General features: G+C 68.4%; 22 protein-coding genes. 11 read left to right on the top strand and 11 right to left on the bottom strand.

From position 1 onward, the window contains the following. The first annotated feature begins 290 nt into the window (after positions 1 to 290). Positions 291 to 1,694 carry a class II fumarate hydratase gene (locus tag ABZ803_RS12465; protein WP_357036050.1) on the top strand — a complete coding sequence of 468 codons (1,404 nt, stop codon included), beginning with the start codon at positions 291 to 293 and terminating at the stop codon, positions 1,692 to 1,694. Positions 1,695 to 1,851: 157 nt separating this feature from the next. Here the strand turns inward: ABZ803_RS12465 and ABZ803_RS12460 are convergent, their stop codons facing one another. From ABZ803_RS12460 to ABZ803_RS12445, 4 genes are all read right to left on the bottom strand, one after another. Then, positions 1,852 to 2,709 (bottom strand): acyl-ACP desaturase, encoded by an 858-nt coding sequence (locus ABZ803_RS12460; RefSeq protein WP_040869591.1) that lies wholly within the window; start codon positions 2,707 to 2,709, stop codon positions 1,852 to 1,854. Between the two features lie 121 nt (positions 2,710 to 2,830). Continuing rightward, the gene (locus ABZ803_RS12455) at positions 2,831 to 3,436 is read right to left on the bottom strand and encodes an esterase (RefSeq protein WP_357036046.1); all 606 of its coding nucleotides are present in this window, start codon (positions 3,434 to 3,436) and stop codon (positions 2,831 to 2,833) included. 189 nt (positions 3,437 to 3,625) lie between these two features. After that, positions 3,626 to 5,011, bottom strand: coding sequence for a PhoH family protein (locus ABZ803_RS12450; protein WP_357036043.1), 1,386 nt, complete (start codon positions 5,009 to 5,011; stop codon positions 3,626 to 3,628). A 266-nt stretch (positions 5,012 to 5,277) separates the two neighbouring features. Further along, a complete protein-coding gene (locus ABZ803_RS12445; RefSeq protein ID WP_357036040.1) occupies positions 5,278 to 5,646 on the bottom strand; it encodes a DUF488 family protein in 369 nt (122 codons plus the stop codon). A gap of 86 nt (positions 5,647 to 5,732) precedes the next feature. Between ABZ803_RS12445 and ABZ803_RS12440 the strand changes: the two genes are divergently transcribed. Continuing rightward, entirely contained in the window at positions 5,733 to 6,005 is a 273-nt protein-coding gene (locus ABZ803_RS12440) for a hypothetical protein (protein ID WP_039800723.1), read from the top strand. Between the two features lie 7 nt (positions 6,006 to 6,012). On the opposite strand, the gene ABZ803_RS12435 is transcribed toward ABZ803_RS12440, so the two are convergent. Both ABZ803_RS12435 and ABZ803_RS12430 read right to left on the bottom strand, forming a co-directional pair. After that, complete coding sequence (locus tag ABZ803_RS12435; protein WP_062972643.1) at positions 6,013 to 6,435, bottom strand: limonene-1,2-epoxide hydrolase family protein; 423 nt, start codon at positions 6,433 to 6,435, stop codon at positions 6,013 to 6,015. A gap of 23 nt (positions 6,436 to 6,458) precedes the next feature. Next, a complete protein-coding gene (locus ABZ803_RS12430) occupies positions 6,459 to 7,175 on the bottom strand; it encodes a TetR/AcrR family transcriptional regulator (RefSeq protein WP_357036037.1) in 717 nt (238 codons plus the stop codon). Positions 7,176 to 7,287: 112 nt separating this feature from the next. Between ABZ803_RS12430 and ABZ803_RS12425 the strand changes: the two genes are divergently transcribed. From ABZ803_RS12425 to ABZ803_RS12405, 5 genes are all read left to right on the top strand, one after another. Next, positions 7,288 to 8,484 (top strand): FAD-dependent monooxygenase, encoded by a 1,197-nt coding sequence (locus tag ABZ803_RS12425; RefSeq protein WP_357036034.1) that lies wholly within the window; start codon positions 7,288 to 7,290, stop codon positions 8,482 to 8,484. Between the two features lie 199 nt (positions 8,485 to 8,683). Beyond that, a complete protein-coding gene (locus ABZ803_RS12420; protein ID WP_357036031.1) occupies positions 8,684 to 9,070 on the top strand; it encodes a hypothetical protein in 387 nt (128 codons plus the stop codon). After that, entirely contained in the window at positions 9,067 to 9,663 is a 597-nt protein-coding gene (locus tag ABZ803_RS12415) for a DUF3558 domain-containing protein (RefSeq protein WP_357036028.1), read from the top strand. The genes ABZ803_RS12420 and ABZ803_RS12415 overlap by 4 nt, the downstream gene beginning before the upstream one ends. Positions 9,664 to 9,681: 18 nt before the next feature. Next, positions 9,682 to 10,875 (top strand): hypothetical protein, encoded by a 1,194-nt coding sequence (locus tag ABZ803_RS12410; RefSeq protein WP_357036026.1) that lies wholly within the window; start codon positions 9,682 to 9,684, stop codon positions 10,873 to 10,875. Continuing rightward, positions 10,872 to 11,612 (top strand): ESX secretion-associated protein EspG, encoded by a 741-nt coding sequence (locus tag ABZ803_RS12405; protein ID WP_357036023.1) that lies wholly within the window; start codon positions 10,872 to 10,874, stop codon positions 11,610 to 11,612. The genes ABZ803_RS12410 and ABZ803_RS12405 overlap by 4 nt, the downstream gene beginning before the upstream one ends. 112 nt (positions 11,613 to 11,724) lie before the next feature. On the opposite strand, the gene glyA is transcribed toward ABZ803_RS12405, so the two are convergent. Together glyA and ABZ803_RS12395 are read right to left on the bottom strand one after the other, a co-directional pair. Continuing rightward, positions 11,725 to 13,020, bottom strand: coding sequence for a serine hydroxymethyltransferase (gene glyA, locus ABZ803_RS12400; protein WP_357036021.1), 1,296 nt, complete (start codon positions 13,018 to 13,020; stop codon positions 11,725 to 11,727). 115 nt (positions 13,021 to 13,135) lie between these two features. After that, the gene (locus tag ABZ803_RS12395) at positions 13,136 to 13,714 is read right to left on the bottom strand and encodes a TetR/AcrR family transcriptional regulator (protein ID WP_357036018.1); all 579 of its coding nucleotides are present in this window, start codon (positions 13,712 to 13,714) and stop codon (positions 13,136 to 13,138) included. Positions 13,715 to 13,799: 85 nt separating this feature from the next. Here ABZ803_RS12395 and ABZ803_RS12390 point away from each other — a divergent pair, with 85 nt between their 5' ends. Together ABZ803_RS12390 and ABZ803_RS12385 are read left to right on the top strand one after the other, a co-directional pair. After that, positions 13,800 to 14,267, top strand: a complete 468-nt coding sequence (locus ABZ803_RS12390; RefSeq protein ID WP_357036353.1) for a PaaI family thioesterase — start codon at positions 13,800 to 13,802, stop codon at positions 14,265 to 14,267. Between the two features lie 16 nt (positions 14,268 to 14,283). Further along, positions 14,284 to 14,733: a nitroreductase family deazaflavin-dependent oxidoreductase gene (locus ABZ803_RS12385; protein WP_357036015.1), complete on the top strand. Its 450-nt coding sequence runs from the start codon at positions 14,284 to 14,286 to the stop codon at positions 14,731 to 14,733. Positions 14,734 to 14,840: 107 nt separating this feature from the next. On the opposite strand, the gene ABZ803_RS12380 is transcribed toward ABZ803_RS12385, so the two are convergent. Then, entirely contained in the window at positions 14,841 to 16,040 is a 1,200-nt protein-coding gene (locus tag ABZ803_RS12380) for a DUF885 domain-containing protein (protein ID WP_357036012.1), read from the bottom strand. 181 nt (positions 16,041 to 16,221) lie between these two features. Between ABZ803_RS12380 and coaA the strand changes: the two genes are divergently transcribed. Next, positions 16,222 to 17,154, top strand: a complete 933-nt coding sequence (gene coaA / locus ABZ803_RS12375) for a type I pantothenate kinase (RefSeq protein WP_040869612.1) — start codon at positions 16,222 to 16,224, stop codon at positions 17,152 to 17,154. A 6-nt stretch (positions 17,155 to 17,160) separates the two neighbouring features. On the opposite strand, the gene ABZ803_RS12370 is transcribed toward coaA, so the two are convergent. Further along, complete coding sequence (locus ABZ803_RS12370) at positions 17,161 to 17,760, bottom strand: hypothetical protein (RefSeq protein WP_357036009.1); 600 nt, start codon at positions 17,758 to 17,760, stop codon at positions 17,161 to 17,163. Between the two features lie 61 nt (positions 17,761 to 17,821). Then, positions 17,822 to 18,601 (bottom strand): isoprenyl transferase, encoded by a 780-nt coding sequence (locus tag ABZ803_RS12365; protein ID WP_062972490.1) that lies wholly within the window; start codon positions 18,599 to 18,601, stop codon positions 17,822 to 17,824. Between the two features lie 261 nt (positions 18,602 to 18,862). On the opposite strand from ABZ803_RS12365, the gene ABZ803_RS12360 reads away from it, so the two are divergent. Next, a complete protein-coding gene (locus ABZ803_RS12360) occupies positions 18,863 to 19,501 on the top strand; it encodes a hemolysin III family protein (protein WP_357036350.1) in 639 nt (212 codons plus the stop codon). The last annotated feature ends 5 nt before the right edge of the window (positions 19,502 to 19,506 follow it).

The following is a 19,506-nucleotide window of genomic DNA, read 5'->3' as shown; positions in this document are numbered from 1 at the left end:
ACTATGCCACGCGAGCGTGAACCGGCAACTGCTCATCTCACCTTTCAAGACGAGCCCAGCGGTCTCGTAAGGCGGAACCTCGGCCCCGAGGTTGCCGAATTCCCCCGCCCCGGATAGAACGGCGGCAGATAGCGAACGCATCGCAGAACGGCCGGGTGAGTCGCCGGAACGATGGCGCAGGCGTCCCGGTGGACGGTTCCGGTATTCCCGGGTGGACCTCGTCCGGCGTGTGCGAATGACCTCAGGCGTGGCTGCCCCATGGGCAGCGGCCGCGGCATAGGGTCGGGATCATGAGCGAGGAGACGCAGTACCGCATCGAGCACGACACGATGGGCGAGGTCCGGGTTCCGGTGGACGCTTTGTGGCGGGCGCAGACCCAGCGGGCCGTGGAGAACTTCCCGATCAGCGGACGCGGCTTGGAGCGGACGCAGATTCGCGCGCTCGGCCTGCTGAAGGCCGCGTGTGCCACGGTGAACCGTGACCTGGGTCTGCTCGATCCCGCGAAGGCCGATGCGATCATCGCCGCGGCGAACGAGATCGCCGAGGGCAGGCACGACGACCAGTTCCCGATCGACGTCTTCCAAACCGGCTCCGGTACCAGCTCGAACATGAACGCCAACGAGGTGATCGCCTCGCTGGCCAAGGCCAACGGCGTCACGGTCCACCCGAACGACGACGTGAACATGTCCCAGTCGTCCAACGACACCTTCCCGACCGCAACGCATCTCGCCGCCACCGAAGCGGTCATCACCGACCTGGTTCCCGCGCTGGAGCATCTGCGGCTGGCGCTGCTGGACAAGTCGACGGAGTGGCGCACCGTGGTGAAGTCCGGTCGCACGCACCTGATGGACGCCGTCCCGGTGACCCTCGGCCAGGAGTTCGGCGGCTACACCCGCCAGGTCGCGGCGGGCATCGACCGCATCATGGCGACGCTGCCGCGGCTCGGCGAGCTGCCGATCGGCGGAACGGCGGTCGGCACCGGACTGAACGCGCCGGAGGGCTTCGGCGCGAAGGTCGTCGCGGAACTCGTGCGCGCCACCGGCATCGACGCGTTGCGCGAGGCCGAGGACCACTTCGAGGCGCAGGCCGCGCGCGACGGGCTGGTCGAGGCATCCGGCGCGCTCCGCACGATCGCGGTGAGCCTGACCAAGATCGCCAACGACATCCGCTGGATGGGTTCGGGCCCGCTCACCGGATTGGCCGAGCTCCAACTGCCGGATCTGCAACCGGGCAGCTCGATCATGCCCGGAAAGGTCAACCCGGTGCTCCCCGAGGCGGTGACCCAGGTCGGCGCCCAGGTGATCGGCAACGATGCCGCGGTCGCCTTCGCAGGCGCGAACGGCGCGTTCGAACTGAACGTGTACATCCCGGTGATGGCGCGCAACTTGCTGGAGTCGATTCGCCTGCTGGCCAACGTCGCCCGCCTGTTCGCGGACAAGTGCGTGCGCGGCCTGGTCGCCAATGTCGAGCATCTGCGCATGCTCGCCGAATCCTCCCCCTCGATCGTCACACCGCTGAACTCCGCGATCGGCTACGAGGAGGCGGCCGCGGTCGCGAAGGAAGCGCTGCGCGAGAAGAAGACCATTCGCCAGACCGTCATCGATCGCGGCTTGCTGGACGAGAAGCTGACCGAGGAGGAACTCGACCGCCGCCTCGACGTGCTGGCCATGGCGAAGGTGAAAGAACAGGACTGACGGAACCGGCCCGGTCGCCGCGCCGGCGCGAACACGAACGCCACCTCGGAAACCGGGGGTTTGCCGAGGTGGCGTTCGACTGAAACGTTTCCAACTCCGACCGGGCGGCCCGACCGCGACACGCGGGGCCGAGCGCCGGTGATCCGACTACGGCGGGTCAGTCGCGCAGGCGCGAGAGTTCCTCGCGCGCCAGCTCGCCGTCCGGGCCCAGGTCGGTGCGGGTGAAGATGTTCCACCGCCGCAGCAACGGGGCGAAGACCAGCTCGTCCTCCTTGGCGCGGTCGTAGACACCCGCCTCGGCGAGCACCTCGTCGCTGCTGCGGCCGTTCGGCAGCGCTACCGTGGGGACCTCGAAACCGGCGACCCGGTCGGCGATGGCCCGCACGGTCTGATCGGGCGCCAGATCCAGGGCGGCGGCGACCAGATCGGCGAAGAACACCGATTGCAGTTCGTCGTCCAGCGCGATGCGCTCGGCAATGGCGGTGACCAGGGGGTTCTCGCCGAGCGCCGCGGTGTTGCGATGCCGGACCGCGCTGGCGGCCTCCTCGAACGCGCAGTTCGCCAGCACGTCCAGCAAGTGCATCGCCGGGCGGCGGAAGCCCTTGGTCATGTGATCCATGCGCAACCGCTCCAGTTCGACCGGGTCGACGGCCCTGGTCACCATGAGGTAGTTGCGGATGGTGATCTCGTGGCGGTTCTCCTCGGCCGTCCAGCGGCCGACCCAGCGCCACCACGCGCCGGTGCGCAGGTACTTGCCGATCTCCCGGTGGTAGGAGGGCAGGTTGTCGGCGATCAGCACCGAGACGGTCAGCGCCAACTTGGCGGTTTCGCTGAGCTCGGACTGCTCCGGCGCCCAGTCGGTACCGCCGAGGAAGGCGAAGTTGCGGCCGTCGTCCCACGGGACGAGGTCGTGTGGCTGCCACCCGTCGGCGACATCGATGTGCTTACGCAGCAGCAGTTCTACGTCCACCGCGAGCGATTCGAGCAATTCGCGATCGGTCAGGAGAGTTTGCACCGAGATAACCTAGCGGCTTGGCCCGCGTAGCGGGGCGGATGGATGGGATTCACAGGTAACCGAGACCGGAGGCACGGCAACCGAGACCGCACCGCGATCTCGGACGCCGTACATCTGGTTCCTACTTGGGCGTGACGGTGATAGTACCGTTCACCCAGGTGATGGTGCCGCCGCTGAAGTCGCTCTGCTTGCCACCGGGGATGTCCTTCTCGTCGCTGACCGGGTAGCCGAGCTGCCCCTGCGCGCCGCCGTTGTCTTCCCACGCCTTGCGGATCTCGCCCCAGACGACGTGTGGATCGCCGTCGTTGGCCTCGTAGATCGTGCCGCCCGCGAAGTCCTGGTACTCCCCGTCCTCGGGGCCCTTCTCCTCCGCCTCCAGCGGAAGACCGAGCGTGCCGGTCGGACCACCGAGCTGCGTGTACTTCTTGTAGATATCGCCGTCGACGGCGATCTCGCCGCCCGGCGTGGCGATCTTGGTGCCCTCCGCGCTCGCGCCCGTGGTGGCCGTGGCGCCCGTGGTGCCGGTCGGCTCCGCTCCGGTGCGCGTCGGGCTCCCGGTGCCGCTGCCGGGGCTCATCATCGAAGTGACCATTCCGGTCATACTGGCCATACCGGTCTTGGCGCTGTCGCCCTTGTCGTTGTCATCATCGCCGCAGCCGGCCAAGACCAATCCTGCCGCGGCGAGCACTGCGGTGAATCCAGCCGTTCGTCGAGCGAAGTGGTGCATGTCCATCCTCTCGCTGTGGGCTACCGGCACACCACGGACTTCGTGACGACGCCGCACATAGCCTCGGCCGATTGTCAGGCGATGACCCGGTGACCGACAGACGGTCACCGGGTCATACCGAACAGCTATCGCGGCGGATGATACCCACCGGATATGCCGTGAAACACAGCGCGAGAGGGCCGTGCGGGATCAGGCGTTCGGGCCGTACTCCTCCAGCATCTCGGTGACCAGCGCCGCGATCGGCGAGCGCTCGCTACGGGTCAGCGTGATGTGCGCGAAAAGCGGATGACCTTTCAGCTTCTCGACCACCGCCGCGACACCGTCGTGCCTGCCGACACGCAGGTTGTCGCGCTGGGCCACGTCGTGGGTGAGCACAACCCGCGAGCCGGTTCCCAGGCGGCTGAGCACCGTGAGCAGCACGTTCCGCTCCAGTGACTGGGCCTCGTCCACGATCACGAAGGAATCGTGCAGCGACCGCCCGCGAATGTGGGTCAGCGGCAACACCTCCAGCATGTCGCGGCTGAGCACCTCCTCCATCACCTCGCGGCTGGCCAGCCCGTCGAGCGTGTCGAAGACCGCTTGGGCCCAGGGGCCCATCTTCTCGCTCTCGGTGCCGGGCAGATAGCCCAGCTCTTGGCCGCCCACCGCGTAGAGCGGACGGAAGACGACCACCTTGCGCTGCGTCCGCCGTTCCAGCACCGCCTCCAGGCCCGCGGTCAGCGCCAGCGCCGACTTGCCGGTACCCGCTCGACCACCCAGCGAGACGATGCCGACGCTCTCGTCGAGCAGCAGGTCGAGCGCGATGCGCTGCTCGGCGGAACGGCCGTGCAACCCGAACGCCTCGCGTTCGCGCACCAGCTGCACCCGCTTGTCCGGCGTGACCCGGCCCAGCGCACTGGAGCTGACGCCGAGCAACCGAACGCCGGTGTGGCAGGGCAGCTCTCGCGCTTCGTCCAGATCGATCACCGATTCGGCGTAGAGCTGATCGATGCGCGCGGTGCTGACATCGAGTTCCACCATGCCGGACCAGCCGGAGGTCACCACGTCCTGGGCGTGGTACTCGTCGGCGTGCAAACCCACCGCACTGGCCTTCACCCGCAGCGGGATGTCCTTGGACACCAACACCACTTCGCGGCCCTCGGCCGCGAGGTTGAGCGCACAGGCCAGGATCCGGGAGTCGTTGGTGTCGGTGCGGAAGCCGACCGGAAGGACCGCGGGATCGGTGTGGTTCAGTTCCACCTGCAACGTGCCGCCCTCGGTGCCGATCGGCACCTGCTGATCGAGCCTGCCGTACTGCAGGCGCAGATCGTCCAGATTGCGCAGGGCTTCTCGCGCGAACCAGCCCAGTTCGTGATGGTGCCTTTTGGCTTCGAGTTCACTGATGACCACCAGGGGTAATACCACGTCGTGTTCGCCGAACCGCGTGAAGGACCAAGGATCCGACAGCAGGACGGACGTGTCGATGACGAAGGTTGTGCCGGCTGATTGCGAGGGGCGGGCCCCCTTCGCGGCGGCTCCGCCTTTCGCGGAGCTGGAGTTCGCCGAGGGAGCGGAAACGGAGCGTGCAGCAGTCACGGTGGGCTCCTCTGTGTTCGCGCGGCAGTCGCACGAACGATCTCGCTGGACCGGTCCGTCCTGATGGACCCGACGTTGCCGTCAGGTGCCACGAGGGCCGGGTTCCGGCCCCCTCGTACTGAGTAGCTCAGTCACGGTCAGGACCTCCCGTACGAGCCACACCGCCGCGGCCCGCACACCCGACGCTACCTCCGATTACCATGTCCGCGCTCGGGGACCGGGAGGCGTGTCCGTGAACTTGTCGTAAACCGGCACGTCGCGGCTATTCACCGCAGCACGTCCAGCAGCACCGGAACATGGCTGTGCGCCGGATCCTGTACGGCCGTGAGCAATGTGACCGGACCTTCGGCGGCCAGCTCCCGCAAATCCCGCAAATCTTGCTGAACTTCCGGCGCGGCGAGCTCGGCGCGGTAGCGGCGGGCGAATTCCGCGCCTCGCGCGTCCCGATCGGCGTGGAACCAGCGCCGCAACTCGGTGGACGGGGTGAGGTCCTTGGGCCAGCGATCGACCCGCGCTTGCGCTTTGGTGATACCTCTCGGCCAGAGCCGATCGACCAGCACCCGGGCGCCGTCGTCCGGATCGGGGCTGTCGTAGACGCGCTTGACGCGGAAGCCGGGCTGCGGTTGCGGTGTCATAGCAGTCATCGCAGCACGGGGTCCGAGCGGCCACCGGATTCGCCACGCCGTCGCTGTCGGCCGATTCGACGGATAGAGTCGCTGGTATGTCCGGTAACGAGGATTTGGAGAAGCTGTCGTCGAAGGAGCTGCACGACCGGGCGATGAAGCTCGCCGTGCGACGCGGTGATGTGAAGTTCCTGTGGCGGTTGCTCACGTCGATCCCGGCGGCGGAAGCCGCCGCGGGCAATGTCGGCGAGAGCGAGGCGGACATCAAGTACGTGCTGCCCATGCTCGACGACTACGTCCACGCGGGTGACGGCGCGGTCGCCGAGGTGTTGCGGCCGGTATACCTGGACTACTTGGCCCAGCACTCCTGAGGCCGGGTCAGCCGCGGGTGAGCGCGGCCCGCCAGAGGCCGGCGGCGGTGCCGCGCAGGAAGTTCCCCCAGCTGAAGTGGTCGTGCCACAGGATGATTCGGCCGTCCCGCAGTTCGAAGGTGCCGGTGACCCAGAAACCGACCCGCACCGGCCCGAAGCGCAGGTAATCGGTGCGGTCGGTGAGCACGACGTCGCCGTCGGCCGCGATGTGGTGCAGGTCCACCCCGAAGCCGATCGAGTCGCGGCTCAGGCCGCGCAGCACGCCGCCGACCCGGCGGATGCCGCGCAGGTCGGGCAGCGAGGTGTTCTTCCAGACGATGTCCGGGTGCAGCAGGTCGATCGCCTCCTCGGAGGCGCCCATCTCCAGCGCGGCGAAGAACTCCCGCACGGTGGTGATCGAGTCCTGTCTCAGGTCGGGTTCGTCGGTCATGATCCGAGCGTAGGCCGCGCCGGTCATCCGCGGCGCGCGATGAGCACGGCCAGTCCGTCCAGAATGCGCGCGATGCCGAATCTCAGCGCACCCGCCCCTCCCGCAACCGCGCCTTCCTCGGCGAACGCCGCGGCCGCGGCCGGGTATCGTTCGGCCGCGGCCGCCACCATCTCGGCGAACTGCCCCGCGATCTGTTTCTCGAACTCCTCGGCGTCCGCCATCCGCACCTGCTGCGCCAGGCTGCGGGCGTGCCCGGTCAGCAGCACGATGGTGTCCAGGCGTTCGGCGGTGGTGAGCCCGGTCCCGGCGAGCGCGCCCAGCGCGGCTTCCATCCAGCCCAGCTCGTTCGGGCCGATCGGCCGCGCGCCCACCAACGCCTCCAGCGACCAGGGGTGATCGCGGAAGCGTTCGTAGATCGTCTCGCACCACACGGCCAGCAGATCCCGCCAGGCGTCCTGCGGCGTCTCCACGGCCGCGCTCATCTCCGGCGGCGCGCCCAGCGCCGTGTCCAGCATCAGCGCGACGAGTTCGGCCTTGCCGGGCACGTAGCGGTACAGCGACATCTTCGTGAAGCCGAGCCGCTCGGCCAGCCGCTGCATGGACAGGTGCGCCAGTCCTTCGGCATCGGCCAGCTCGATGGCCTCCGCGACGATCCGCTCCAAGGACAGCGCTGGTTTGGGGCCCCGCTTGGGGCGCTGACCGGTGCCCCAGAGCAATTCGAGTGCGGTCGGTGTCGGCATGCCCGAAATCCTTCCGGAGAACGTCTTGACGTGAAACTGTGTCCACCATACTCTTATTCGAGTCCGACGGATACAGTTTCTGTAGGACGCAGATTCTGACAGGAGTTCCATCATGCGCAACACCACCGTTCTCATCTCCGGCGCCAGCGTCGCCGGACCCGCGCTGGCCTACTGGCTGCACCGATACGGGTTCGCGGTCACCGTGGTGGAGCGCGCTCCGGCGCTGCGCCCCGGGGGCCAGGCGATCGACTTCAAAGGACGTACCCACCGCACGGTGCTGGAGCGGATGGGCGTGCTGGAGGACATCGAGCAACGCAGGACGGGCACCACCGACACCGTGTTCGTGGACGAGCAGGGCACCCGGCTGGCCCTGATGTCGGGCGACTTCACCGGCGGCGACGTCGAGATCCTGCGCGGCGACCTGGCCGAGATCCTCTACCGGCGCACGGCAGACCACTGCGAATACCTGTTCGGCGATTCGATCACCGCGCTCACCGAGAACGCGGACGGCGTCCACGTCGAGTTCGAGCACGCGGAGGCCCGCACCTTCGACCTCGTCTTCGGCGCCGACGGCATCCACTCGCGGGTCCGCAGGCTGGCGTTCGGCCCCGAGCGCGACTTCGTGAAATACCTCGGTTACTACTACGCCGTCGCGGGCGCCAGCCCATGGAGCGGCGAGACCACCGGACCACGCGAGCGGGTGACCGCGTACGCCCACAACGCTCCCGGACGACTCGCGATCAGCGGCGGCCCGAAGGCACAGCAGATGTACATGTTCGCCTCCCCCGAACTCGACTACGGCCGGGACGACAGCGCGGCCCAGCGCCGCATCCTCGCGGAGACCTACGCCGAAGTGGGCTGGGAAGTACCGCGGATGCTCACCGAGCTGGCCGGATTCGACGACTTCTACATGGACACGATCAGCCAGGTGCGCATGCCGGACGGATACACCAAGGGACGTGTCGCGCTGGTCGGCGACTCCGGATACGGAAACACGCTCGGAGGGTTCGGCACCGGGCTCGCCGTCGTCGGCGCGTACGTCATCGCGGGCGAGTTGGCATCGGCCGGCGGCGATCACGCCCTCGCGTTCGCCCGCTACGACGAGATCATGAAGCGCTACGCGAAGATCGCGGGCAACAGCAACGCCGGTCGTTTCCTGGCGCCGAAGACCGCGCGCGGCATCAGGATGCGCAACTGGTTCTTCGATTCCCGGCTGTTCGCGCTGATGACGAAATACAGCGACAACGCCGCCAACGACATCGATCTGAAGGACTACCCCGCACTGGTCGGCGCGGCGAACCCGCGCTGAGCATTCGTCAGCGGCCTTGACAACGATCGGATCGGCCGCGCCCATCGGGATTCGGCACAACCTCCCAGTTCGGAACCGTCGCGCCGTCGGCGACGAGCGGCACGACGGGGCGCACCGAGAAGTCGGCTGTGTTTCGATGGAACCGGAGTGCGGCGGGACGCGTCTATAAGGTCAGACGGCACTGACGGAAGGGGCCGCGATGGCGGACAGCCCGTTTCCCGGGTACATCGAAGCTGCGAAAACCGGGGCGCTGCGGGTACGGATGGACCCGCAAGGGTTCGTGGAGATCGATCAGGCGTGCCAGGAGTTGATCGACCAGCTCACCGGCGCCCGTGCGGATGCTCGTGAACTCGGCGAGCAGACGCAGTGGGGATTGGGCGAGGGCAATCCGCGTCTGTCGTCGGCGGCAGAACTGGTCCGGCTGTTCCGGGAGAAAGGGTTCGGCGGCCCGAACAACGCCTACGACACTCTGAACGAGTATCTCGCAGTCGCGGAGGAGATCCGGGCCATGTTCAAGGCGATCAGCGACGCCTATCAACGCACCGACAGCGAGTTCGCAGCGAAGATGCGGGAACTCCGCGTATGAACGGCCGTGGATACACACGTCGTTGGGCCATGGCGAGTTTCGTCGCCGCGTCCGTACTGACTGTTCTGCTCACCGGTTGCGACGGCGAGACGACGTCATCGGCACCGCCGACATCGACAACGGGGGCGAATGTTCCGGGCACCGGGGCAAACTCGAGCGCCGAGGCGGCCCCGCGGACAGCGTTCGATCCCTGCACCGCCCTGACGCCGCAGATCTTGACCGAGCATCAGTGGGACGCGCTGCCGCCCGCACCGAAGCAGAACAGCACCGGCGGCATCAGCTGGAAAGGCTGCCGCTATGTGGCGCGAGCCGGGTACAGCTTCACAATCCAAACAACCAACGGGACGCTCGACCAGGTGAAGGAGAAGTTTCCCTCGGCCGCAGGAATTCCCGTCGGAAGCCGAAACGCGTTGCGGTACGAAGCTCGACCGGATGTCCCCGGCGGCTGCACGATCAACGTCGAGATGCACGACGGCTCCCTGTACATCCTCGTCGATGACCCGAGCGGCAAGCACCCACGCAAACTGTCACCGTGTGACAACGCCACCGATATCGCCCGAGCAATCGCACCACTGCTGCCAGCGGGCAGCTGAACACGGGGGGAAGCGATCATGAGACAGACCGACGGCCGCGCGATCACCAATCCGGAGAACGCGCACAGTTTCTCGCACGCGGAGATCAAGCAGGCCGCCGACGCGATGAATCCGGCCGGGCTCGAAGGGGCGTTCGCGGCGTGGTCGGCCATCGCGGCGGCGGTCACGAACGCAGGGCAGCAGTTCGAGAACGCGATCAAGAACGCGGTGGAACAGAACTGGGAGGGCGCGGCGGCCGACAGCGCGGTGCGCGGTGTGCGGGACTACGCGGCGCGGGTGGGCGAACTCGGCGAGGCCCTCGGCGCGCAGAGCCTGCCACTGTCGGCGGCAGCGGACGCGGCGGCCAAATTCAAGGCTTCGGTGCCGGAATTGGTGGACGCCTCGGCAGGCGCGGGGAATGCCGAACAGCGCAACTCGCGTGAGGAACAGGCCCGCGACGAGATGAACACCCAGTACATCCAGCCGTACGGGGCGACCGCTCCGGCCATTCCCACGCTGCCGCCACCGGTGGGTCCCGCCGCCACGACGCCGACGGGAATCGAGACGGGTACCGGTATGGCTGTGAACTCCGATGTGGGTGCACAGCCGGTGGACGCCGACCGCCCCACCGACACCTCTTCCTCCGGTGACGAGCCTTCGTCCGAAGGAACCACCTCGGCCGCTGATGTGGCGGAGGAAGGCACCTCGGACGAGCCTGCGCAGCCTGCGGAGGAGGACACCTCGGAAACGACCACGCCACAGGCCGTCGCACAAGGCCACGACACGGCGACCACAACACCGGTATCCACTACAAGCGCACAGACGACGACAACCTCGGGCACGCCGTTCGTGTCCGCGCCTCCCCCTACCAGCGCACCCGCCGCCGTCGTCCCCACAGCGTTCGACGGCAGACCGAACGGCACACCGGCCCGGCAGGCCACGCCCGGTGCGGCCGGAACTCCGGGCGTCGCGGACAACGAGGCGCGGTCGGGCACTTCTCGTCCTGCCCAACCCACTACCCCCGGGGTGGCGAATCCGCAGACCAGCACGGTGGGACGTCCGGCAGCGCCCGGCGGCGCGGGGTACTCGGGCATGGTCCCTCCGGGGCTGCGTGGCAGGCGCACCGACGACGACGAACACAAGTCGCCGAAGTACCTGCGCACCGAGGAACACGCGAAGGAATTGCTCGGCGAAGTGCAGCCGACCGTGCCGCCCGCGCTGGGCGAGAAATGACGGCGCAGTGGTCGCTGTCGGCCGAGCAGTTCGCCGCGGCCTGGTTCGGCACAGGGCTGGATCGCATGCCGTTCCCGTTCCGATTCACCAGCCGGTTCCCCGGTCTGCACGAGTACCGGGAGTATCAACGGCAGTTCCGCGCCGAGCTGGGCCGCGACGAGCGTCTGCCCCTGCGCAGCGCGATCACCACGCTCGCCGGTCCCGACTGGCGCATCGAACTGTTCGGTTACGACAACACGCGCGAGGGCGTCGAACTGCGCGCCGTCGCCGCTGGGACACGCACCGGATCCGGGGTGCTCGCCGTGCAGGCGCCGGGCCCGGACGGCGGCCGAGTCCGGTTGCGCCGCTACCGAACCGATCAGCTCGCCACCGAATTGGCGCGCTTGCTGCCGGACACCCCGGCAGGAACGGTCGGCGAGAAGAGCTTCCTGCTCGACGACCTGAACGACGATCGCCCCGATGTGTTCGGAAACGCGCCGGCCAGTCAGGCCAAGGAACGCTACCGGCGTTTCTGGCGGCAATCGTGCACCACTCGCGGGACCGCGGTCGTGCTACTCGGCCCGCGCAACGCCGAACCGCTGCGCACCGGCCGCCTCCGCTGGATCGACACGGCCGATGGCCGCTACTGCGAGGTGCCCGCCAATCGCGCTCTGATGATCCGCCCCGGCACCAGCGCCGACATCACCCGATACCTGGACGAGTCGATCGTGCGGGCCAAGGCGCGCCTGGACCGGTGATCCCGCTCGCCCCGGCGGCGACGAGTGGCACATGGTCGCGGCATTTCCCGAGAAGGGAACTCCCGGCTGTGTCACTCGCGGTTCACCTCGCGCCGCTGCGCGGAACCCGGCGTCAGCCCAGCAGGCGCCAGTCCTCCAGGCCGTCGTACAGCGGAACGTCCTGCGCCAGCTTGCTCACCCGGGCGCGGAGTGCGTCCAGGTCGGCGTTGCCGGCCAGCGCGCTCGCGATGATGTCGGCGACCTCGGCGAACTCGGTGTCGCCGAAGCCACGGGTGGCCAAGGCGGCGGTGCCGATCCGCAGGCCGGAGGTGACCATCGGGGGCCGCGGGTCGAACGGAACGGCGTTGCGGTTCACGGTGATACCGATCTCGTGCAACAGGTCCTCGCCCTGCTGGCCGTCGAGTTCGGAGTTGCGCAGGTCGACCAGCACCAGGTGCACGTCGGTGCCGCCGGTGAGCACGCTGACGCCCTTGTCCTTGACGTCGGCGGCGGTGAGCCGCTCGGCCAGGATCTTCGCGCCCGACAGGGTGCGTTCCTGACGATTCTTGAACTCCTCGCCCGCGGCGATCTTGAAGGCGACGGCCTTGGCGGCGATGGCGTGCATGAGCGGACCGCCCTGCTGGCCCGGGAACACCGCGCTGTTCAGCTTTTTCGCGTACTCCTGCTTGGCAAGGATGAGGCCGGAGCGCGGACCGCCGAGGGTCTTGTGCACGGTGGAGGACACCACGTCGGCGTAGGGCACCGGCGAGGGGTGCAGACCGGCGGCGACGAGGCCTGCGAAGTGCGCCATGTCCACCCACAGGTACGCGCCGACCTCGTCGGCGATCGAGCGGAACGCCGCGAAGTCCTGATGGCGCGGGTAGGCCGACCAGCCCGCCACGATCACCTTCGGACGCGCCTGCAGGGCGATCTCGCGCACCTCGTCCATGTCGACGCGGTGGTCTTCCTTGCTCACCCCGTAGGAGTGCACCTCGTAGAGCTTGCCGGAGAAGTTCAGGCGCATGCCGTGGGTCAGGTGACCGCCGTGCGCGAGGTCGAGGCCGAGCAGCTTGTCGCCCGGGTCCATCAGCGACATCAGCACCGCGGCGTTGGCCTGCGCGCCGGAATGCGGCTGCACGTTGGCGAATTCGGCGCCGAACAGCTCCTTGGCGCGGTCGCGCGCCAGGGTCTCCACCACGTCCACGTGCTCGCAGCCGCCGTAGTAGCGCCGCCCCGGGTAACCCTCGGCGTACTTGTTGGTGAGCACGCTGCCCTGCGCCTGCAGCACCGCGCGCGGCACGAAGTTCTCCGAGGCGATCATCTCGAGTGTGTCGCGTTCGCGGGCGAGCTCGCCTGCCATCGCGGCAGCGAGCTCCGGATCGAGCTCACCGAGAGACTGGGAATTGACAGAGGCGGTCGTCTGCGTCACGACCTCAGTCTATGGGCCGCGGGCCCGGCCCTCGAGCAGGGGGTTCACCCCGCCGGCTCGTCGTGCGGCACAGCCGTGACGTGCGACACTCCCTGCGCACGCCGCCCCCCCGTGGTCAGCGGGAGTCGTCGTCCTCCGGGAGGTAGCTCTCCAACAGCGCCGCGAGATGCCGCTGCGCGTCTTCCAGCGGGCGTGTGGACTTCATGGCCCGCGCCTGGATGATCGCTCCCTCCATCGCGCTGAACGCGAAACTGCTGAACGAGCGCGCGTCGGCGGCGGTCATGCCCGCCGAGACCAGCGCCGAGCCGAGCCGCTCGTGCCAGGCGGCGAACACCTCTCCCGCGGCCGCCTGCACCCGGGGCTCGGACTCGGCCAGCGCCGCCCCCACGACCGGGCACCCGGCGCGATAGCCGGTCTTCCGCAGCGCGGGCACCCACCAGCCGAGCAGCGAATCGAACCAGCGGCGCGGCGGCGCGGCGGTGACCTTGTCGATCACCTCGCCGATCCGCGCGCCCGCCACCCGGGTGGCGGTTTCGACCAGCTCGCTCTTCCCCGCCGGGAAGTGCTGGTAGAGCGAGTTGCGTGAGGCGTTGCTGCGTTCCAGCAGGGTGGCCAGTCCCGCGGCGTGCACACCCTGCTCGCGGACCAGTTCGATGGCGCTCTCGATCAGCCTGGCGCGCGGCCCTGCGGTCATGCGAACTCCTTGCTCGAGGGTTGCGTGAACCGATCGGTCCATGTTGCAATCATCTCAGATGTGGACCGATCGGTTCATCGAAAGGATGGGATTGATGTCCGAAGCCACGGTCGACCCGGCGCGACTGTCCGGTCTGGAACTCCTGCGCACCGCGATGAGCCGGACGGATCGCCCGCCGTTCATCGGCGATCTGCTCGGCATGGAGGTCGACGAACTCGAACACGGCAAGGTGGTCTTCGCGCTGCGCACCCGGCCCGACTTCGCCAACCCGCTCGGTACCACCCACGGCGGCATCTGCGCGACCCTGCTCGACTCGGTGATGGGCTGCGCGGTGCACACCACGCTGGAGCCCGGCGTCGGGTACACGACGCTGGAGCTGAAGATCAACTACATCCGGGCCGTGCCGACCGGCGGCCGGCGGCTCACCGCCACCGGCACCACGATCCACGTCGGGCGCACCACCGCGACCGCCGAGGGACGGGTGGTCGACGAGCAGGGCCGCCTGGTCGCGCACGCCACCACCACCTGCGTCATCTTCCGCGCACAACAGTGACCCGAGGAGCACTGCCATGGCCGCACGAACACCGAGCGCCGCGGTACGCAAATTCCGGCGCGAACGCCTGATCGGCCGTTACCTGGTCAACCCGGCCGTCGGCCTGCTCGACCGGCTCGGCGTCCGGTCGCCGCTGATCGCCGAACTGGAGACCGTCGGCGCGCGGTCGGGTCGGCCGCGGCGGGTGCCGGTCACCGCGTCGATCGACGAGGCGGGCGCGTGGCTGATCTCGCAGCACGGCTACCGCTCCGGGTGGGCCCGCAACATCGCCGCCGACCCGCACGTGCGGCTGCGCCAGGGCAGCCACTGGCATACCGGCACGGCCGCCTTCGTGCCGGAGGACGACGTGGTGGCCCGCTCGCGCACGTTCGCCACGGGGCGGGTCAAGGCCGCGGTCGCCGAACGAACCATGAAAGCCCTGGAGAGCGACCCGATTTCCGTGCGTATCACGTTCGCGGACGCCTGAACCCGCGACCGCGTAGGCCCGGCGGGATCGGACACGAGCCGTGACGAGCGACGGTGCGCCGAGTGGTCATCCGATAACCGCTCGGCCCGCTCCCGCCGCCCACCGGCTCACGCGGCCGCGCGCAATGCTCCCGGCGTGAGCGGCTCGTCGAGCAGCCTGCGGAAGCGGTCGGCCCGGTCCTCGGCGTCGACCGCGCGATCGAGCCACCCGCCCAGCAGCCGATACCCCTCGACGTAGGTGGAGATGTACGCCCGCCACAGCGGCGAGGACAGGAAGCGCAGCGACTGGCGCGCCCGCTCGGGCGTCGTCAGGTTCCATTTCTGCAGGAACTCCGCCACCTCGTCATGCGAACGTCCCCGATCGTGCAGCAGCAGAGCGGCGTCCTGGCGCACGCTCAGCAGCTTGGCGGAGGCGTTCGAAAGGCGTTCGGCTCGTTCGCCGTCGAAGCGCAGCCCCAGGTCCGCGTAGATCTCCTGCGCCCACTTGCCCCAGCCGGGTCCGACGATCGAGCGCAGCGCCAGATCCGCGAGCCCCTCGGCCATCAGGCACTGCGGCGTGTTCACCAGGAACAATGTCTGCTCGGCCTGCCCGGTGGCGACCAGCCCGGCCTCCTTGCGGCAGTGCTCGGTGTGGTGGCCCGGGTAGGACTCGTGCGCGATCAGCTGCGGCAGGTGCGCCATGTGCTGCTTCAGGTCGGAATTGATCGCGACCCGGGAGTGGTAGTTGCCCAGGTAGTAGTTGAACCCGGACCAGGGCTTGTCCCCGACCACCTCGTAGGTGACGTGCTCGTGGTCGGGCAGCGGGTAGCGGGCGCGGACCAACTCGCGCAGCGCGCCGGAGAACGCCTCGACGCAGACCTGTAGGCGCTCGGGCGGGATCTCATCGGCCTTGCGGTGCGCGGCCACCCGTTCGGTCAGCGGACCGTCCCCCGCGAGCACCTCGTCCATCTGCCGGTGCGCGTCGCGGTAGTCGTCCACGTCGCCGGGCGCGATATCGACGTCGAAGTAGGCGCTGACCTCCTCGACGAACCCGATGTCGTCCCCGGCGAACTTCCGCCCGGAACATTCCAGCGCGCGCAGGTGCACGTCGAGGAATTCGGCGCGCTGCGGCGCCACCCCGGCCTCCGGCACCGCGGCGCGCAACTCGGCGGCACGGCGAGCCAGCTCACGCGGCTGCGGCGCGGGCGCGTTCTGCACCTCGCGGCGCAGGGCGGGATCGCCGGTATAGGCGTCGACGAACCCTTCCTCCAGCCGGTCGAAGGCGAGGCCGAGCCGCAAGTATTCGGTCACGAGCGGATGCGCATCCATGCCAGCCGACATTAGCGGTTCACACCTGGGGCATCGAGTCGGTTACCAACGGGTAGTGGTACCCCACTCATCCCACGATGTTGACGCGGAGCAGAATTCGGTCATGCGGCGACAGCTAGACCGAATCTCACCGGATCCGCACCCGCACTGTGCGTGTTTGCCGAAATGGAGCGTCGGGTAAGTGGCACGAATGAGCGAGCCGAGTCCCTACGTGGAATTCGACCGGAAACAGTGGCGGACCCTGCGTAAATCGACTCCCCTGGTGCTCACCGAGGAAGAACTGATCGGCCTGCGCGGTCTCGGGGAACAGATCGATCTCGAGGAAGTCGCGGAGGTCTATCTTCCGCTCGCTCGTCTCATCCACCTGCAAGTGGCCGCCCGTCAGCGGCTGTTCGCCGCGACCGCGACCTTCCTCGGCGAAACCCATCCCGACCAGCAGGTACCGTTCGTGATCGGCGTCGCGGGCAGTGTCGCGGTGGGTAAGTCGACTACCGCGCGCGTGTTGCAGGCGCTGCTGGCCCGCTGGGACCATCACCCGCGGGTCGACCTGGTCACCACCGACGGATTTCTCTATCCCACCGCGGAACTCACCCGGCGCGGCATCATGCACCGCAAGGGATTCCCGGAGAGCTACGACCGCCGCAAGCTGCTGCGGTTCGTCACCGAGGTGAAATCCGGTGCGGCCGAAGTCTGCGCACCGGTCTATTCGCACATCTCCTATGACATCGTGTCGGGCAAGCAGCACTGCGTGCGCCAGCCCGACATTCTGATCGTGGAGGGTTTGAACGTGTTGCAGACCGGTCCGCGCCTGATGGTCTCGGATCTGTTCGACTTCTCGATCTACGTCGACGCGCGCATCGAGGACATCGAGAAGTGGTACGTGCAACGGTTTCTGACCCTGCGCAACACCGCTTTCGCCGATCCGAACGCGCATTTCCACCACTACTCCGGATTCACCGACGAACAGGCCACCGCCGCGGCGCAGGAGATCTGGAACAACACCAACCGGCCGAATCTGGTGGAGAACATTCTGCCCACCCGTCCGCGCGCCACCCTGGTGCTGCGCAAGGACGCCGATCACAGCATCAACCGGCTGCGGCTCCGGAAATTGTGATTCCGCTTACAATTTCCACGCCTCGTCCAGACGCCGGGCGACATCGATATCGCGGACCGCGGCTATGTGCGGCTTACGGATCTCGGCGGAGATGTAGCGGGCGACGAAACGCTTGATCTCGTGATCGACGCTGGCGAGGATGCGCAGCAGCTGCCCGCGCTTGGTGGCGGCGGCCACGTCGACGCGCACGTCGGCCGGCCGCGGTTCGGCGATATCGATCACCACCCGCAGTGGCGGGGCCGTGCGCACCGTCAGGTGCAGGTGCACGGTGCCCTCGACGTGGAAGCGGTGCCGATCGACCGTCAAGTCCAGCAGCAGGTCGACCTCGAGCGGGATGATCAGCTCGAACGCGATCGTCTCTTCGCCGTGCCGGCGCAGCCGGGACGCGCCGAGCTGAACCTCCGCGGTCACCTTGGCCAGGCGGCCCGGACCGACGCCGATCGGGCCGAAATCGAAGGCCGTGCCGGTCAACTGTCCGAACGCGCCGGAGATTCGCTCTTCGGAGGCGGCGTACTCCAGGAAGCGTCTACCGAAGTCGGCATAGCTGATGAAGTCGCCCGATTCGCGCCGGACGGCTTCGGCGGGCCGTTGGCCGAACGCGCTCATGAGACCGCACGGTACGCGACAACGGCGGAGGTGGCGCCGAATTCACCGGGCCGAGATCGACTCAGACGCCGAAACGGCGATGGCGCGCGGCGAAGTCGCGCAGCGCCCGCAGGAAATCCACCCGGCGGAACTCCGGCCAATACGCCTCGGTGAACCATATCTCCGAGTATGCGCTCTGCCACAGCAGGAATCCGGACAGCCGCTGCTCACCGGACGTGCGAATGACCAGGTCGGGGTCGGGCTGACCGGAGGTGTAGAGGTGCTGGCCGATGGCGTTCACGGTGATCGACTGGACCAGGTCCTCGCCGGTTTCACCCGCGGCGATCTCCTGGCGGACCAGCGAGCGCACCGCGTCGGTGATCTCCTGCCTGCCGCCGTAGCCGACCGCGACGTTGACGTGCACCCCGTCGCGGCCGTCGGTGCGCTCGGCCGCGGTGCGCAGCCGCTTGGCGATCAGCTCGGGGAAGCCGTCGAGCGAGCCGACGATGCGCACGCTCCAGTTCTGCTCCGGCGCCGACAGCTCCTCGACCACGTCGGTGATCACCTCGAACAGCGTCTCCAGTTCGTCGGGATCGCGCTGCAGGTTCTCGGTGGACAGCAGGTAGACGGTCACCATCTCGATGCCCTCGGCCTCGCACCAGCCGACCAGCTCGGCGATCTTGAGCGCGCCGACCCGGTGGCCGTGACTGACGTCGGTGAAACCGTTCTCCCGCGCCCAGCGGCGATTGCCGTCACACATCACCGCGACGTGCCGGGGATGTTGTTTGCCGGCCAGCTGCCTGGACAGCCGGGCCTCGTAGATGCGATACGGCAGACCCCGCACCTGACTCGGAAGTTCCACGCGGGCAACCCTACGCCTCGGGGGCACGATCACGGCATCGACCGCGATAGGCCGGTAGAGTGGCCGGAAGCGCGCAAGTTACGGTTGCGTAGGTTACTGACGGGTTAGCCGGCTCGTCGATACCGGGTCCGGCGCGGGGCCGCGAACAGACTCGTCCGGCTGCCCCTCGAGGAGGTACTCGTGTCCGAATCGGTCGGCGCCACCCACTCGGCACCGGTCACGCCGGTTCCCGGCTCGGCGGGCGAAGCGCTCGCCGAGGCGTTGGTCAAGCCGCGCATGCGGGGCTGGATCCATACCTGGGCCGTCGGCGTCGCGGCGATCGCGGCGGTCGTGCTGATCGCCACCGCCGCGACGATCTCGGCGACCGCTGGATGGTCGACGCTGATCTACGGGCTCACCGTGTGCGGGCTGTTCGGCGTCAGCGCCGTCTACCACCGGGTGACCTGGCCGACCGCTCGCGCCCGCATCCGGATGAAGCGAGCCGACCACTCGATGATCTTCCTGTTCATCGCGGGCAGCTATACCCCCTTCGCCCTGCTCGGCTTGCCCGGACGCACCGGACAGACCCTGCTGGCCGTGGTCTGGGCGGGCGCGCTGGCCGGAGTGGCGCTGAAACTCCTGTGGCCGACCGCTCCCCGCTGGGTAGGCGTTCCGCTGTATCTGCTGCTCGGCTGGGCCATCGTGCCGGTGGCCGGACAGCTGAACAACCAGATCGGCATCGCGCCGCTGATTCTGCTGCTCATCGGTGGCCTCTTCTACAGCGGCGGCGCGATCCTCTACGCCACCAAGTGGCCGAACCCGTGGCCGGAGGTCTTCGGCCACCACGAGTTCTTCCACGCGGCCACGGTGCTCGCGGCACTGACCCATTACGCCGCGGTCTGGCTCGTCGTCTTGCGCTGAGCGCA

Origin of the sequence: Nocardia sp. NPDC047648 (genome assembly GCF_040642815.1) — a bacterium.
GTDB lineage: Bacteria > Actinomycetota > Actinomycetes > Mycobacteriales > Mycobacteriaceae > Nocardia > Nocardia gamkensis.
This window is presented reverse-complemented; position numbering and strand designations above follow the sequence as displayed.